The following is a 15,888-nucleotide window of genomic DNA, read 5'->3' on the forward strand; positions in this document are numbered from 1 at the left end:
GCCTTGCTCGCCCCAGGCTCGCGGCAGGCGGCCGCCACGCGGCTGCGCAAATCAAGCGAATACGGTTTCATATTCCATTCTACGCAGCTGCACGGAGCCAGGACGAACTGTTCACGAATCTGCTATATTACATTGTGTGGACAGCAAGTAAAAAGACCGGCATGCTGAGCTTGTCGAAGCATCTCTACCGTTTTGGTTACCCAACCTCGGTCGATAGAGATGCTTCGGCAAGCTCAGCATGCCGGTCTGAAGGAGCTAATACCGTCTGTTTTTGTTAATGCCCCTATCGTAACGGCTAAATAGCATCCAGTCCCGGCAAGCCCAGCACTTCCGCCGCGCGTTGCGCCACGGCTCTGACGCTCGAGACGTCCGGACCAGTGATGGTCAGGTGCCCCATTTTGCGGCCGGCGCGTGCCTCTACCTTGCCGTACAGGTGCAGGTGCGTGCCCGGCAGGCGCAGCACAGCCGCCCAGTCAGGCTCCCGCAGTTGCCCGCCGGCATTCAGCCACACATCGCCGAGCAGGTTGAGCATGATGGCTGGGGAGTGCTGGCGCGGCTGCGGCAGCGGCAGGCCCGCCATAGCGTGCACCTGCAAATCGAACTGCGAGGCGTCGCAGGCATCAATGGTGTAGTGGCCGCTGTTATGGGGGCGCGGGGCCATTTCGTTGACCACCAGCCCACCAAACTCGCTGCCGTCGTCCACCACGAAAAACTCTACGCACAGCACGCCCACGTAGCTCAGGTGCCGGGCAATGGCCACAGCGGCGGCGCGGGCCCGGTCGGCCAGTGCGGAGGGTAGCGCGCCGTCGTAGGCATGTGTCACGGCCAGAATGCCGCCCTCGTGCACGTTGCGCTGCGGGGCGAAGCTCACCACCTGACCATCCCAGCCGCGGGCCACCAGCACCGAGCACTCGGCCGTGAGCGGCAGCATCTTTTCCAGCACGCAGGCCACGCCGCCCAGCTCCGTCCAGGCCGCAGCCAGCTCATCGGTGGTTTTCACGCGTACCTGGCCCTTGCCGTCGTAGCCCATGCGGGCGGTTTTCAGGATGCCGGGCAGCAGGTCGGCCGGCACAGCCCGTAGCTGCTCCGGCGTTTCCAGTACCGCGTAGGGCGCGCAGGTTACCCTCGATACGTCGGCGCAGGCGGTAAAGTGCGCTTTTTCCTCCCGACGGTCCTGGGCAATGGCTACTACGGCCGCGCCGGGTGCTACCGGGCGGCTCTGGGCCAGGGTGCGCAGCGCGTCGGCGGGCACGTTTTCAAACTCGGTGGTAATGGCCTGGCAGAGGTCGGCCAGTTGGGCCAGCCCGGTGGGGTCGTCGTAGGCAGTCTGGATGTGGTGGTGGCTGACCAGCCCGGCGGGGCTGTGGGCGTCGGGCTCCAGCACGGCCGTGAAGTAGCCCAGGCGCTGGGCCGCGTGCACGAACATGCGCCCCAACTGGCCCCCGCCCAGCACGCCCAGCGTGGCCGGCCGGCCGGCGGCGTCCGTGCTGCCCGGAAAAATCGGTGTCATCGTACTCATAGTAGCTTCCTGGTTCATAGCGGCAGCGTCATGGCGCGGGCGGCCTCGGTCTGGGCCACGCGGAAGGCCTGGAGTTTGGCGGCCAGTTCAGTATCGTGCAACGCCAGTTGGCTCACGGCAAACAACGCGGCGTTGGCCGCGCCGGCCGTGCCGATGGCAAACGTGGCCACCGGCACGCCCTTGGGCATCTGTACAATGCTGTGCAGCGAGTCGACACCCTGCAGGTGGCGGCTGGCTACGGGCACGCCCAGCACGGGCACGGTGGTTTTGGCGGCCAGCATGCCCGGCAGGTGGGCGGCGCCGCCCGCCCCGGCAATAATGGCCTGCAGCCCCCGCGGCCCGGCCTGCTCAGCGTAGGCAAACAGGTCGTCGGGCATGCGGTGGGCCGACACCACCCGGGCCTCGTGGGCCACGCCAAAATCCGCGAGAATCTGTACGGCGTGCTGCATGGTGTCCCAGTCGCTGCTGGAACCCATGACTACCCCAATCAGGGGCTTGGCGGTGGCGGGAGTGTCGGAAGTGGAAGGATTACTCATTTAAAAAGGTTTGTGTCATGCTGAGCGCAACCGAAGTATCTCTACCGCTTCGTGGAGCGGTCAACGAAGTTCTTTCTGGTAGCCCGCTAGGTTATCGACGTGTATCCAAGTGGCTATTGCCTGAAAAACAATTCCTTGTGACTGGGTGGAAAATGTGACCTGAAAGCGGGCCCCATCGTGCATGATGCTCAAATCTCCAATACTGTTTCCACTGGGAATAGCGCACTGGATCAGCTCGGTTTGCATCAGATTCAAGCTCATTTGAACGGCGTTGCATTGCCGCTGTATCCATTTTACTGGCGCGTTAGCAGGGAAATCCTTCAAGTCGAAACGGAGCTTGCATTGCAGGTCTCCGCCACAAACGATGGATACCTCATATAACTTCACTTGCGCCAATGATGGTGGCTCCTTCGAGTAGATACTCGTTATGGTCTTGGGGTTCAAGACATGCTCAACCCATCTTGAGTAAGTGCTCATCAAGTTCAACGTTTGCGGCCGTGCCAACGAAGCGGTAGAGATGCTTCGGCTGCGCTCAGCATGACGTTCTGTATTGTGTCCAGCTAACCAACGGCCACCGTGGCTTCACGCTCCAGCAGGATTTCCGTGCCCAGCACCACCAGGTCTACCCGGCCCTGCAGGGTCTGGTTGATGAAGGGCGTGTTCTGGGACTTGGACTTCATGAACTCCTTGGTGAACGTGGTTTCGGCTTCGGTGTCGAACAGCAGAAACTCGGCCGGCTGGCCCACTTCAATGGTGGGCACGGGCAGGCCCATCAGGCGGCGGGGCTCGGCCGAGTAGCGCTTCACCACCAAATCCCAGCCGAACTTCTCGGGCCGCACGAAGTAGTGGTAGAGCGACACCAAAGCTGTTTCCAGACCGGTGATGCCGTTGGGGGCGCTGATGAAGTCCTGGGCTTTTTCGAAGGGGGTGTGGGGGGCGTGGTCGGTGGCAATCAGGTCGAACACGCCTTCTTTGAGCCCTTCCAGCAGCGCGTCGCAGTCGGCCTGGGTGCGCAGGGGCGGGTTCATCTTGTAGTTGGTGTCGTAGTCGCCGATGTGCTCGTCGGTGAACAGCAGGTGGTGTGGGGCCACCTCAGCCGTCACCTTCACGTCGCCGCGCGACTTCCACCACTTAATCGTTTCCATGCCCAGCTTGCTGGATACGTGCTGAATGTGGATGTGCGCCCCGGCGGCCCGGGCCAGCCGGATGTCCCGGTCAATGATGATTTCCTCGGCAATGGCCGGCGAGCCTTTTATGCCCAGGCGGTAGCTCATCACGCCCTCGTTGAGGGCGCGGGGACCGGCCAGCTCCGGTACCTCGCAGTGGCTGGCGAAGAACATGCCGAACTCGGTGGCGTACTGCATAGCCCGCAGCAGCACGGCCGGGTCGTTGGTGGTGTCGCCGTCGTCGGTGAGCATTTTCACGCCCAGCAGGCGCATGCCGTCAATTTCGGCCAGATCCTTGCCCGCGCGGTTCTTGGTGACGCAGCCGGAGGTGTACACCGGAATGCGGGCCTTGCTGGCGGCACTCTCCAGCACCGCCGACACCACCGCCGCCGAGTCGATGGCCGGCTGGGTGTTGGGCATCATCACTACCCCGGTAACGCCACCGTTGATGGCCGCCTCGCTGCCAGTAGTAATGGTTTCCTTGTTTTCGAAGCCGGGGGCGCGGAAGTGTACGTGGGCGTCGAACATGGCCGGCATAAGCACCCGGCCGCGCGCATCAAGTACGCGGGCACCTTCGGGCGCGGCTAGGCCCGGGCCAATCTGCTGAATGATTCCGTCGACTAGCAGCACATCCCCTTCCGTGAGTTCGGGCGAGTGTTCGGAGGCAATGCGGGCGTTTTGAATCAGGAGCATGGGTGGAGATGGGAAATGAAGAGGCAAAGAGGTAAAAAACTACTGAACTACTAACCGGCGGCCTTAGCTGCCAGCCGGCCGGCTAGGGCAGCACCAGCGTGGAGCCCGTGTTGAGGTGGCTGGCGTAGGTGGATTCGGGCCGGGGATAGTCGCCGCCCGGGGTGAGCCAGTCGAGCACGGCCATGCGCACGGCAATGCCATTTTCCACCTGGTTGTTCATCAGGCTCCGCTCGTAGTCCATCACGGCGTCGCAGAGTTCCACGCCGCGGTTTACCGGGCCGGGGTGCATAATGTAGAGCCCGCGCTGGCGGATTTCCTCCAGCCGGGCGCTGGTGATGCCGTAGATGCGGTGGTACTCGCGTAGGCTCGGGAAAAACTGCACGTCCTGGCGCTCCATCTGCACGCGCAGCAGATACACCACGTCGGGGGCCCAGGCCATGGCCGCCTCGTAATTGGTGAAGAGCCGGATGTTTTCCGGGCCCTGCTTGGGCACCAGCGTGCCGGGCCCCAGGTAGGCCACTTCCACGCCCAGCTTCTTGAGCACAGTGCTGGTGGAGCGAGCTACGCGGGAGTGCAGAATGTCGCCGATGATGAGGACTTTCTTGCCCGTGGGGTCGGGGAACTTCTCCTTGATGGTAAACGCGTCGAGCAGAGCCTGGGTGGGATGGGCGTGGGCCCCGTCGCCGGCGTTGATAACCGAGGCTTTGGTCTGGCGGGCAATCATGCCGGGCAGGCCCGAGCGGCCGTGGCGCACCACAATGTAGTCGGTGTGCATGGCCTGCAGCGTCTCAATCGTCTCCCGAATCGACTCGCCTTTGGTGATAGAGGACTGCGCCACGTTGAAGTTCGTTACCTCGGCCGAGAGGCGCTTGGCGGCCACTTCAAACGACGTGTGCGTACGGGTGCTGGGCTCGTAGAACAGCATCAGCACCGATTTACCCTTCAGGGCAGTCGTCTTCCTGACGGAGTGGGTGAACTGGTCCTTGCAGCTCGTGGTGCGGTCGAGCAGAAACTCGATTTCCTCGCGGTGAAGGGATGCAATGTCGAGGAGGTCTTTACGTGCCATACCGGGGTGGAGGAAAAGTGAGGTTTTCAGGCTAAAACGGGCAATCAAAAGTCGTATCGGCTATGCTCCGGACCGGAGAGCCAGGCTGCGGGCACTAGCCGGCGCACGCGGGGCCGAGCGGCGACCCACGAACTCAACGGGCACAAAAAAACCGTTTCGGAATCCGAAACGGCGGCGGGGCAACAGGCAGAAAAAATAACAGAACCAGCGGTGGCAAAATCGAAAAAACCGACAGCGGCGAAGACCTTCTGGTCTACTCGCGGGTCCTTGCCGGGCAGGGTTCCACGCTTCATCAACAGATTTTTTGGTTGAAGCATGATGCAAAACTACGGCATTGTTACGCCTAGTAGCGCATCGTGCGGCGTAATTTTTTTCATCCTGCCCGCCGCAGCCTTCGTTTCAAAAGCAGCAGCGCATCGACTTTCCCGGTTGTTATCGGGTCAGTACCGGCACAAACCACGGCTTGCACTTATTCCCCCAGCCGCCGTATCAGCCACAGCACCAGACTAAGCAACAGGCTCACCAGCAGCATCGATACCCACGGCACGTACAGCCGGAAGCCCGGCCGCTCCACCCGCACGTCGCCCGGCAGCCGCCCGAACCAACTGAGTAGGCTACCGCCGCCCAGCCACAGCAGCGCCCCCAGCACCATCAGGCCCAGGCCGAGCAGGAACAGCATTTTACCGAAGTGGGGAGGCATGGTAATCATCATTTCTTGGGTGGTTCCCAGTTCTGTGTTTTGCGCAGCGACTCCAGTAGCGTGTATAGACGAGTTAAGCCAAATGAGGCTATGCCGCCATTATCATCTACTTGCAAACGGCGGCCATCAGCGTACTTAATACGTAGCACAATGTATGGCACGTGGTTGTGGCCAATCCGATAGGTTCTTTTCAGCTTATCTGGTTGCAGGTAATTTACCAACTCACTCAACTGTTGTTGTGCGCGGCTGTTGAGCTTAGCGGTGAGGTTCTCACACTGCTTTTTGGTCTCATCCAATACCGGATACTCACAGGAATGATAGGTAACATTGTCCTGAGGTCCAATGCCTATTGCTATTTCCTCGACCTCATGGTAAGCGAAGTCGGAAGTATATAGTAAACTATCGATTCGGGCGCTTGCAGGAGCAGAATTATACTCAACCAATCCTCCAAAACGATAAGTCAGCAGAAACTCTTGACGACCCTCTTTTTCTAACGGTTGCGTGATTAAAATGGGCTTGTCATAGTCTGCATATGTAATCAGCGGCTGAGCATCTTGGTGAATGATGCGTGCTACCGGACAATACCGATAAAACTGTCGGCCAAAATCCTCCAGTACCAGACTGTCACCCATGTCCAACACGCAGATGACTTTGCTTTCGTCATCGTAGTGGGTGCCGGTTATCAGCAGATCAATCAGGCCATTTCCATCAACATCTGCTTTTTCCCACGCCTTGATTTTTTCTCGTTGATAGATTTTTTGTACCCGCTTATCCTCGAACCGAAGGCGGGAATCTACTTTGAAATTCTTGTAGTAAGCATCCAACGACCTTACTACTTGCTGCACGGCAGCATCTGAGTTCAATTTGGCTAATTTCCCTTGGGCCTGAGCTAAGACAGTCACAGTAGAAACCAGTAGTAGTATAAATACGCAGCACGTTTTCAGCATAGCATAAGGCTTACCCCTTGTTATCAAACACTGGCTCAATACGTCCATCGGCCCCTACCTGCAGAGCGGCTTCGTAGCGGTTGCCGGTTTTGCTGGAGATGAAGCCGCGGATGACGCCGGTTTTGCCTTTGCGCAGGAGTTGGTTCATCTGGGCGTCGGTGAGGGTTTTGCCGCCCCACTCGAACGGAGCCCGGAACTGGCAGTCCTCGCGGAATCGGGAGCAGCCCCAGGCGCTTTTGCCCTTCAGCATCTGGCCCAGGCGGCACACCGGGCAGGGTATCTGGCCAGGGTCCTGGGTGGTGGTGGGCTTGCTTTCGGCGGCGCGCACCAGTTCCAGCGTCCGCTCGGGCGTGAGGCGGATGGCGGCTCCGAATTTGTTGCCGGCATCGTCCAGGAAACCCTGCATGACCTGGGTACGGCCTTTTTTTAGCAGGTCGCCCACCTGCTTATCGGTGAACTTCTTGCCCTCAAACTCCACTGGCAGCCGGAAATGGCAACCCTCCTTCCACCGTGAGCAGCCAAACGCCGACTTCCCACGCAGCACGTGCCCACCACCACAGGCCGGACATGGCCCCAGTGCCCCGGGCACAGCGGGCGTAGCCACTGCTGTGGTCGGGCGAGTAGCAGCCGCCGATTTACCAGCGGCAGGCGCGGCTTGCGCGGCATTGGCTACCGTCACGGCGCGGCCGGAGCCGTCGTGCTTTACTTCCAGCACCATTTCGCGCACCAGCTGTTTCAGCTCGCCCAGAAACTGCTCCTGGTCGAGCTGGCCGCCTTCAATCTGCCGCAGCTTCCGCTCCCACTGCCCCGTCAGCTCCGCCGATTTGAGGGTGGGGTTGCGGATCAGGCCAATCAGTTCCACGCCGGTGGGCGTGGGCACAATTTTTTTCCGGTCGCGGCGGATGTAGCCGCGCTTGAACAGGGTTTCGATGATGGCGGCGCGGGTGGAGGGGCGGCCGATGCCGTTTTCTTTCATGGCCTGGCGCAGCTCGTCATCGTCCACGTTGCGGCCGGCGGTTTCCATGCCGCGCAGCAGCATGGCTTCGGTGTACTCGCGCGGGGGCTGGGTTTGCTTGGCGTCGAGGCGGGGCTTGTGGGGGCCGGTTTCGTCCTTCTGGAAGCTGGGCAGCACGGTGCTCACCACGTCGTCGTCGCCTTCGCCGGCCGCCTTTGGGGCCGAGGGAGCCTGCTGCTTCTCCGGGTCACCGTACACCTCGCGCCAGCCAGGGCTCAGGATCTGGCGGCCCCGCACCCGGAAGGTGCGCCCGGCTACGTCGGCCGTTACCGTGGTGTTCGATACTTCGCAATCAGGGTAAAACACGGCCAGAAAGCGGCGCGTGATGATGTCATACACCTGCTGCTCGGTGCCGTGGAGGCTGTTTGCGCTGGCTCCGGTCGGGATGATGGCGTGGTGGTCCGTTACCTTCTGGTTGTTGAACACCTTGGTGCTCTTGCGGATTTTACCGCCCGCCAGCAGCGGGGCCGCCAGGGCCGCGTGCTGCCCGCCCAGCCCGCGCAGGATGCCGGGAATTTTGGGATACTGGTCGTCGGGCAGGTAGGTGGTATCCACGCGGGGGTAGCTCACCACTTTCTTCTCGTAAAGGCCCTGCACCGTCTTGAGCGTGTCCTCGGCCGAGAGGCCCAGCTGGTTGTTGCACTGCACCTGCAAGGAGGTCAGGTCGAACAGCGCGGGCGGGGATTCCAGGGCCTTCTTGATTTCCACGTTGGTTACCGTGAGGAGCTGGCCGGTTACCTGGGCCAGGGCCGCGTCGGCTTCCTCCTGGGTCACGAAGTAGCCGCGGGCTTTCAGGCGGGCCTTTTCGTCGGGCTCGTCGTCGTCCTTGCCCTTTTTCGCCACGGCTACGTGGCTGAACATGGTGCTCCGATACTCGGTACGCAGCACCCAGTACGGCTCGGGCCGGAAGTTCTGGATTTCGTGGTGCCGGTCGACCAGCAGGGCCAGCGTGGGCGTCTGCACCCGCCCGATGCTGAGCACCTGCCGCTGCCCGGGCGCGTATTTAAGCGTGAACAACCGGGTGGCGTTCAGGCCCAGCAGCCAGTCGCCCACGGCGCGGCTCTTGCCGGCCTGGTAGAGCGAGTCGAATTCCGAACCCTCGCGCAGGTTCTGGAAGCCCTGGCGGATGGCTTCTTCGGTGAGCGAGGAAATCCAGAGGCGCTTGGTGGGCTTGCGGTACTTGGCCTCCAGCAGCACCCAGCGCTGAATCACCTCCCCTTCCTGCCCGGCGTCGCCGCAGTTGATGACTTCCTCGGCGGAGGCCAGCAGGTTTTTAATCACGTTGAACTGCCGCACCACGCCGTCGTCGCGGCGCATGAGCTTGATGCCGAACTGCTCGGGCAGCATGGGCAAATCATGAATGCTCCAGCGCTTCCACTCGGGGCGGTAGTCCTCGGGCTCGCGCAGCTGGCAGAAGTGGCCAAACGTCCAGGTAACCTGGTAGCCGTTGCCCTCGAAGTAGCCGTCCATTTTGCGGTTGGCCCCCAGCACCTGGGCAATTTCGCGGGCCACGCTGGGCTTTTCGGCAATGCAAACTTTCACTCGTAGCAGATTGGTTGAAATACGCCGGCCGGGGCCAGCAGGGAATCAACAAAGATAACGGGGAGAAAAGTCCGGTGCACTGGACTCTTCTCCCCGTTTTCAGGCTATCTATATAATCAAAAAGCTCTGTTCTCTGCTTATCCGCTGCTATTAGCGGCTGCCTAATTGCAGTGCCACACCGCCGTAAGTATAAAGAGGACATCCCCAAAGAAAAGTGAACACCAAATAGGCTATACCTACCTTATACTCTTTGCTTACGGCTATTTCGCGCAAGGAGAAGGCCATATTAATCAATGTTCCGACAAGAAAAATCAGAAGGACAATCAATAATATGATCAAAAACTCTTCATCAATCCCATCATTGGGAGCATATCTTGTATAAACCCAGCCACATAAAGCGCCACACAGAATAAATAAGCAACTGTTAGTAACTAGGAGCCGACGATACTTTTCAAGCGTTATCATAGTTCTCTATCTCCTAGCAAAAGACTTACTGCTTCACCGTTTCCGGCGCAATGCGGGTGGGGGTTTGCTGGCCGCTGATGATGCCACCGGCGGCGCGGCCAATGGCGGTAATAACGGCTGTCATGTTGGGCAGGTCCAGGCTTTCCACTTCATCGTCTACCGAGTGGTACTTCTTATCGGTCGGAATCTGGTCGGTGCTGATGGTGTGGGCCGGTACACCCAGGCGAGCCAGGGTGGCGTTATCGGAGCGGTAGAACAGGTTTTGCTCGGGGTACGGGTCGGGCTCGAAGCGGAACACGGTGCCCTTGGCGTTATCCTGCAGCATTTTGCCGAAATCGGACCGGTCGAAGCCGGTAATAAAGGCCGTGTTGGGGCCGAACTTGGCCTGCTTGCCAATCATTTCGATGTTGAACATGGCCACCACGTTCTTCGGATCGAGTTGCTTGGAGAAGTACCGCGCCCCGAAGCCCCCGATTTCCTCGGCTGTGAAGGCCACAAACACCAGCGGGCGTGCGTTGTCGTTTTTCTTCTTGAAGTACTCGGCCAGGGCTACCACGGCGGTGGTGCCGCTGGCATCGTCGTCGGCCCCATTGGCAATAGAGTCGCCGGCCACGGCGGGCAGGAAGCCCAGGTGGTCATAATGGCCGCTGAACACTACCTGCTCGGTGGCGCGGGCGGCATCCTTACCGGGCAGCACGCCCACCACGTTGCGCAGCTCCACGGTGCGGATGGTGGTGGTGGCCGCCACCTGAAACTTCAGGGGCGTAGCCGCTGGCGGGGCCAACACCAGCAGGGTGGTAAACGGAGCCGGTTTCTCGGGCCGCAAACCGCCGCGCTTCACGTAGCCGGCCACGCGGTTGAAAGCCGCCAGCTGCGTAGGATCGATAAAGACGATGGTGTTTTCCTTGGGGTCCAGCAAGGGACGGACTTCCTTCATCAGGTTATCCTGCGGGCCTACCGTCACAACGCGGGGCGCTGGCTCATCAGCCTCGGTCCAGTTCAGGTGGGGCTGGCCCGAAATCAGCACCATTTTATCCGGCGCTACTTTTGCGCCGTTGATGGTGACGAAAGCGGCAGCGGTGCGGGCCTCATAGGCTGGAAACGTCTGCATAAAGTTCGTCAGGCCGGGCAATTGCTCCAGGCCGATACGCTGGAATTCAGCAGCCAAAAACTCAGCAGCCTTTACGCTGCCGGGCTTGCCGGTGGCACGGCCCTGCATGTCATCGGCCGCCAGTGCACTGATAATACGTTCAACGGTAGCTTGAGGTACACTGGAGGTTGCGGGAACAGTTGCAGACTTTTTTTGAGCAAAGACCTGAGTAGCAAACAGCGCGAGTACTAGAACGAAGGGGGGGAATTTTCGCATACCGCAAAATAACCATTTTGTTCTTTACCCGGTACAATTTGCGTGTATGTTCAGCTCCTGATTTTACAGGAGTTTTTCTTCTACTCACTCTGACTTGCTTATGCGCTACTTTTTTCCGGCCTTTTTACTGCTGACGGCTTGCCAAACCACTGCACCGGCCACCGAAACCACCAGTACCCCCGCACCAGCCACTGCCGCCCCCGCTGCTGAACTGCGAGGCACCAAATGGCTGCTTCACTCGCTCAACGGGCAACCCGTCACCTCTGCTGATGGCAAGGAAATTTATCTGCTGCTTTCGGCCACTGAGGCGCAGGCGGAAGGCCAGGCAGGCTGCAACCGGTTTCGCGGACCGGTTGAGCCAGCAGCACCCAATCAGCTACGCTTTGGCCCATTGATGGCTACCAAAATGGCCTGCCCCGACCTGCCGATAGAAAACGGATTTATGAATGCGCTGAACACCACGCGCACCTACCGCATCAGTGGCGATACGCTACGCCTCTATGCAGAAGCCACTACCAGGCCCTCCGCCGAGCTGCACCGGGGTCAATAACATAAGCAGACCGTAATGACAATGGGCCGCTGCCCTGAGGTAGCGGCCCATTGAGGCTGATATACAGATATTATTTTGGGTCGACACCAGCCAGTATTGCCGCCCATTCGTCGTCTGATTTGGCAGCGGCCGCACCGGGTGCATTTTTGAGGGCAGTAGCCAATTCAGGAGCCGCCGCCTGCAGGGCTTTCAGATTTAGTTTTACCGGTATCAGCTTGGCATCCGGACGAAGTAGAAAATAATTGCTCTTATCCTCTATCTGGTCGTACTGCTCTCCGCTGTTATAGGGCCCCTGGTAGTTGGCTTTGTGTAATAACTTGATGTGACGCTTCAGCAACGAGTATTTACCGCTGTGCAGTACCTCCACATATTCTGAACGTAGCGCGGCCTCCGGTGCTTCCACGAACCGTCGGAACGTGCGCAGCCGCAGCCCGTTGGCATTAATGGCGGGCTCCTCCAGCTGAAAACTGGCCAGTTTCCGGTCATCCAGCAGCAGCGAGTCGCGGCGGTTGAAGGGCCGCATCATCAGCCGATGGTTCAGCACGTCGTATTTCAATGGTACCGGGGCCATGGGTACTCCGTTGGTCATCTGCAACCGCCCTGGCAGCCACCGCTTGTCCAGGTAAGGAGTACCGATGGTGCCGTACGCGCCCCCCCGCGGCACTACCGTGGCCGAACCGTTGGTAAGCGCATCCAGATTGGCCTGGGCAGCGGCTCCAACCTGCCCAATGGGAGTTTGCTGTGCCTGCGCAGTGGCGGCCAGCAATACAGCCAGCATACTTAATGAAATACGAATAGTCATCACGCTGAAAAGTAGTTTCCGGTCTAAACTATCATTTTTCATCCATTTGACGGCCATCTACCCCAGCGTCAGCACCAAATCGTCGGCATTTACCAGACTGCCTTCGGAGAGGCTCACGGCCTGCACGGTGGTATCGGCGGGGGCCGTAATGGTGGTTTCCATTTTCATGGCTTCGATGATGAACAGCGGCTCGTTTTTGCGCACGGGCTGGCCGCTTGCCACCAGCACCCGGCTCAGCAGACCCTGTAGTGGCGCACCCAGTTGGCGGGGGTTGCCCTTGTCGGCCTTGGGGTTCTGCACGCGCTTCACTTCCACCGAGGTGTCCCGGATTTCGAGGTTGCGCGTCTGGCCGTTGAGGGTGAAGAAGATGGTGCGGCATCCGTCCTCGTTTACCGGCCCAATGCTCTGCAGGCCCACAATAATGCTTTTGCCCCTGGCAATGTCGATGATGGTTTCCTCGCCGGGCTGCAGGCCGTAGTAGAATACCCGCGTGGGCACTACGGCTACGTCGCCATACTCCTCGCGGTGCTGCCAGTACTGCTCAAACACCTTCGGGTACAGCAGCCACGACAGCACATCGGTGAACTTGCCGCGGCGGCCGAATTTCTCGGCGAACCGGGCTTCCTCGGCCCCGAAATCAATGGGGGCCAAGTGCTCGTTGGGGCGGTCGGTGAAAGGCTGCTCGTCTTTGAGAATCGCCTGCTGCACCTCGCGGGGCCAGCCGCCCTCGGGCTGCCCGATGTCGCCGCGGAACAGGTCGCGCACCGACTCGGGGAAGTTGAGGGTGTGGCCCTTTTCCAGCACGTCGCGGGTGGTGAGGTTGTTGCTGACCAGGAACAGGGCCATGTCGCCGACTACTTTCGAGGAAGGCGTCACCTTCACAATATCCCCGAACAGCTGGTTCACCTCCGCAAAGGTGGTTTTCACGGTTTCGAACTTGTCCAGCAGGCCCAGCGAAGCCGCCTGGGGCCTCAGGTTGGAGTACTGCCCGCCCGGAATTTCGTGCTGGAACACCTCCGAGGTGCCCGCCTTCAGCCCCGACTCGAAGGGGTAATAATACTCGCGCACGGTTTCCCAGTAGTTGCTGAACTCGTTGAGCGACTCCTGGTCGAACTCCCGGTGGCGCTCCTGGCCGCGCAGCATCTCCACCACGGCGTTGAAGTTGGGCTGCGAGGTGAGGCCCGACAGCGCGCCCAGGGCCACGTCAATCACGTCCACGCCCGCTTCCACGGCCTTCAGGTAGGTGGCGGGCTGCAGGGAGCTGGTGTCGTGGGTGTGCAGGTGAATGGGCAGGCTCACGGTGTCGCGCAGGGCCGTAATCAGCTCGGTGGCGGCGTAGGGCTTCAGCAGCCCGGCCATGTCCTTGATGCACAGGATGTGGGCCCCGGCATCCTCAATCTGCCGGGCCAGGCGCAGGTAGTAGTCGAGGTTGTACTTCTGGTTGCGCCGGGGGTCCAGAATGTCGCCGGTGTAGCAGATGCAGGCTTCGGCCAGCCGGTCGGTGCGGTTGCGCACGAACCCGATGCAGGCCTCCATGCCCTTCATCCAGTTCAGGGAGTCGAAGATGCGGAACACGTCGATGCCGGTTTCGGCGGCCTGCTCCACAAAGCGCTCCGTCAGGTTGTCGGGGTAGGCTTTGTAGCCCACGCCGTTGGCCCCGCGGATGAGCATTTGCAGCAGGATGTTGGGCACGGCGGCGCGCAGCTTGGCCAGCCGCTCCCAGGGGTCTTCGTGCAGGAAGCGCAGGGCCACATCAAACGTGGCCCCGCCCCAGCATTCCAGGGAGAAGGTTTGCGGGTGCTGGCGGGCGTAGCGCTCGGCCACCTTCAGCATATCGAAGGTGCGCATGCGGGTGGCCAGCAGGCTCTGGTGGGCGTCGCGCAGGGTGGTGTCGGTGTAGTGAATCTGGCGCTCGGCCCGCAGCCACTTGGCAAACTCGTCGGGGCCCAACTCGGTGAGCTTGTCCTTGGTCCCGGGCTGCAGCGGAGCGGCGGGGTCGTAGTGCGGCAGGCGGGGTTTGCGCAGGTCGCGCTTGGGGTCCACGAGGCCGCGCACGTCGGGGTTGCCGTTCACGATTACGTCGCCGAGGAAGCTGAGCACCTTGGTGGCGCGGTCCTGGCGGGTTTTGAACTTGAACAGCTCCTGGTGGTCCTTGATGAAGTCCACGTTAGCCTCGCCCGCCATGAACACGGGGTGGGCAATGATATTCTGCAGAAACTGGATGTTGGTGCTCACCCCCCGCACCCGGAACTCGTCGAGGGAGCGGGCCATCTTCTGGGCTGCCCCGGCCAGCGTGGGCGCGTGGGCCGACACCTTTACCAGCAAGGAGTCAAAGAACGGCGACACCTTCACGCCTTGGTACACCGAGCCCTGGTCGAGGCGGATACCGAAGCCGCCCGCCGAGCGGTAGGCCGTGATGGTGCCGTAGTCGGGCTTGAAATCCTGCTCGGGGTCCTCGGTGGTGATGCGGCACTGGATGGCGTAGCCCATCTTCAGGGGCGTAATATCCGGCCCCAGCCCAATTTCGGCGTCGGTGAGGCGGCGGCCGTCGGCAATGTAGAGCTGGGTTTTGATGAGGTCCACGCCGGTTATCATCTCCGTCACAGTGTGCTCCACCTGAATGCGCGGGTTCACCTCGATGAAGTAGATGCGGTCCTGCTCGGGGTTCACCAGGAATTCCACGGTGCCCACGTTGTTGTAGTTCACGGCCCGGCCCAGGCGCAGCGCGTACTCGTACAGCAGGTGGCGCAGGTGGTCAGGTAGGTGCAGCGACGGGGCCACTTCCACCACTTTCTGATAGCGGCGCTGCACCGAGCAGTCGCGCTCATACAGGTGCGTCAGGCCGCCGAAGTTGTCGGCCACCAGCTGCACCTCAATGTGCTTGGGCCGCTCCACAAACTTCTCCAGAAACACGGTATCGTCGCCGAAGGCTTTCAGGGCCTCGTTGCGGGCCTCGAAGAATCCTTTTTCCAGTTGCTCATCGTCGCGGATTACGCGCATGCCCCGGCCCCCGCCCCCGCTGGCCGCTTTCAGCATTACGGGGTAGCCAATGCGGTGGGCTTCCGCCAGAGCCACGTCGAGGTCGGTCAGGTCCTGCTCGCTGCTTTCGATGATGGGCACCTGGCACTCCACGGCCACCCTCTTGGCGGCCACTTTGTCGCCGAGGGCTTCCATGACTTCCGGCCGCGGGCCCACGAAGATGATGCCTTCCTCGCGGCAGCGCCGGGCCAGGGTGGCGTTTTCGCTCAGGAAACCGTAGCCGGGGTGAATGGCATCGGCCCCATTCTCCTTGGCCACGCGCAGGATGGCCTCAATATCGAGGTAGGGCTTGAGCGGCTCATCGTCGCGGCCTACCTGGTAGGCCTCATCAGCCTTGTAGCGGTGCAAAGAGTAGCGGTCCTCGTAGGTGTAGATGGCAACGGTCTGGATGCCCAGCTCGGTGGCGGCGCGCAGCACGCGAATGGCAATTTCGCCCCGGTTGGCGACCAGCAGTTTGCGGATGTTCATCGATTTCAGGAGAA

General features: G+C 60.8%; 13 protein-coding genes. 2 read left to right on the forward strand and 11 right to left on the reverse strand.

Features of this window, described 5'->3' with window-relative positions:
• Window positions 1–278: hypothetical protein (locus EI291_RS23065; RefSeq protein WP_205701638.1), on the forward strand; the 278-nt coding region annotated here is incomplete at its 5' end.
• Between the two features lie 17 nt (window positions 279–295).
• On the opposite strand, the gene EI291_RS19750 is transcribed toward EI291_RS23065, so the two are convergent.
• The 9 genes from EI291_RS19750 to EI291_RS19795 all read right to left on the reverse strand — a co-directional run bounded on the left by EI291_RS19750 (window position 296) and on the right by EI291_RS19795 (window position 10,868).
• Entirely contained in the window at window positions 296–1,510 is a 1,215-nt protein-coding gene (locus EI291_RS19750) for a 5-(carboxyamino)imidazole ribonucleotide synthase (protein ID WP_205701639.1), read from the reverse strand.
• A gap of 23 nt (window positions 1,511–1,533) precedes the next feature.
• The gene (gene purE, locus EI291_RS19755; protein ID WP_125424016.1) at window positions 1,534–2,055 is read right to left on the reverse strand and encodes a 5-(carboxyamino)imidazole ribonucleotide mutase; all 522 of its coding nucleotides are present in this window, start codon (window positions 2,053–2,055) and stop codon (window positions 1,534–1,536) included.
• 60 nt (window positions 2,056–2,115) lie between these two features.
• Window positions 2,116–2,532 carry an Imm50 family immunity protein gene (locus tag EI291_RS23580; protein WP_125424017.1) on the reverse strand — a complete coding sequence of 139 codons (417 nt, stop codon included), beginning with the start codon at window positions 2,530–2,532 and terminating at the stop codon, window positions 2,116–2,118.
• Window positions 2,533–2,615: 83 nt separating this feature from the next.
• Window positions 2,616–3,914, reverse strand: a complete 1,299-nt coding sequence (locus EI291_RS19765) for a dihydroorotase (RefSeq protein ID WP_125424018.1) — start codon at window positions 3,912–3,914, stop codon at window positions 2,616–2,618.
• 82 nt (window positions 3,915–3,996) lie between these two features.
• Window positions 3,997–4,980, reverse strand: coding sequence for an aspartate carbamoyltransferase catalytic subunit (locus EI291_RS19770; protein WP_125424019.1), 984 nt, complete (start codon window positions 4,978–4,980; stop codon window positions 3,997–3,999).
• A gap of 469 nt (window positions 4,981–5,449) precedes the next feature.
• On the reverse strand, window positions 5,450–5,659 hold the full coding sequence (locus EI291_RS19775) for a DUF2905 family protein (protein ID WP_240635612.1): 210 nt from the start codon (window positions 5,657–5,659) through the stop codon (window positions 5,450–5,452).
• Window positions 5,660–5,688: 29 nt separating this feature from the next.
• Window positions 5,689–6,582 (reverse strand): hypothetical protein, encoded by an 894-nt coding sequence (locus EI291_RS19780; RefSeq protein WP_125424020.1) that lies wholly within the window; start codon window positions 6,580–6,582, stop codon window positions 5,689–5,691.
• A gap of 55 nt (window positions 6,583–6,637) precedes the next feature.
• On the reverse strand, window positions 6,638–9,184 hold the full coding sequence (locus tag EI291_RS19785; protein WP_125424021.1) for a type IA DNA topoisomerase: 2,547 nt from the start codon (window positions 9,182–9,184) through the stop codon (window positions 6,638–6,640).
• Window positions 9,185–9,674: 490 nt separating this feature from the next.
• Entirely contained in the window at window positions 9,675–10,868 is a 1,194-nt protein-coding gene (locus EI291_RS19795) for a M20/M25/M40 family metallo-hydrolase (RefSeq protein WP_170172731.1), read from the reverse strand.
• 247 nt (window positions 10,869–11,115) lie between these two features.
• Between EI291_RS19795 and EI291_RS19800 the strand changes: the two genes are divergently transcribed.
• Entirely contained in the window at window positions 11,116–11,565 is a 450-nt protein-coding gene (locus EI291_RS19800) for an META domain-containing protein (protein WP_125424024.1), read from the forward strand.
• Window positions 11,566–11,635: 70 nt separating this feature from the next.
• Here EI291_RS19800 and EI291_RS19805 read toward each other — a convergent pair whose 3' ends face one another.
• Both EI291_RS19805 and EI291_RS19810 read right to left on the reverse strand, forming a co-directional pair.
• Window positions 11,636–12,343 carry a hypothetical protein gene (locus EI291_RS19805; protein WP_125424025.1) on the reverse strand — a complete coding sequence of 236 codons (708 nt, stop codon included), beginning with the start codon at window positions 12,341–12,343 and terminating at the stop codon, window positions 11,636–11,638.
• A gap of 81 nt (window positions 12,344–12,424) precedes the next feature.
• Complete coding sequence (locus EI291_RS19810; protein WP_125424026.1) at window positions 12,425–15,874, reverse strand: pyruvate carboxylase; 3,450 nt, start codon at window positions 15,872–15,874, stop codon at window positions 12,425–12,427.
• Window positions 15,875–15,888 lie beyond the last annotated feature (14 nt).

The sequence above is a fragment of the Hymenobacter rigui genome (assembly GCF_003944715.1).
Taxonomy (GTDB): Bacteria; Bacteroidota; Bacteroidia; order Cytophagales; family Hymenobacteraceae; genus Hymenobacter; species Hymenobacter rigui.

Excerpts from the sequence above, each read along its gene's own strand:
- EI291_RS19750 (WP_205701639.1), bottom strand. The coding sequence starts at position 1,510 with ATGACACCGATTTTTCCGGGCAGCACGGACGCCGCCGGCCGGCCGGCC.
- purE (WP_125424016.1), bottom strand. The coding sequence starts at position 2,055 with ATGAGTAATCCTTCCACTTCCGACACTCCCGCCACCGCCAAGCCCCTG.
- EI291_RS23580 (WP_125424017.1), bottom strand. The coding sequence starts at position 2,532 with ATGAGCACTTACTCAAGATGGGTTGAGCATGTCTTGAACCCCAAGACC.
- EI291_RS19765 (WP_125424018.1), bottom strand. The coding sequence starts at position 3,914 with ATGCTCCTGATTCAAAACGCCCGCATTGCCTCCGAACACTCGCCCGAA.
- EI291_RS19770 (WP_125424019.1), bottom strand. The coding sequence starts at position 4,980 with ATGGCACGTAAAGACCTCCTCGACATTGCATCCCTTCACCGCGAGGAA.
- EI291_RS19775 (WP_240635612.1), bottom strand. The coding sequence starts at position 5,659 with ATGCTGTTCCTGCTCGGCCTGGGCCTGATGGTGCTGGGGGCGCTGCTG.
- EI291_RS19795 (WP_170172731.1), bottom strand. The coding sequence starts at position 10,868 with ATGCAGGGCCGTGCCACCGGCAAGCCCGGCAGCGTAAAGGCTGCTGAG.
- EI291_RS19800 (WP_125424024.1), top strand. The coding sequence starts at position 11,116 with ATGCGCTACTTTTTTCCGGCCTTTTTACTGCTGACGGCTTGCCAAACC.
- EI291_RS19805 (WP_125424025.1), bottom strand. The coding sequence starts at position 12,343 with ATGCTGGCTGTATTGCTGGCCGCCACTGCGCAGGCACAGCAAACTCCC.
- EI291_RS19810 (WP_125424026.1), bottom strand. The coding sequence starts at position 15,874 with ATGAACATCCGCAAACTGCTGGTCGCCAACCGGGGCGAAATTGCCATT.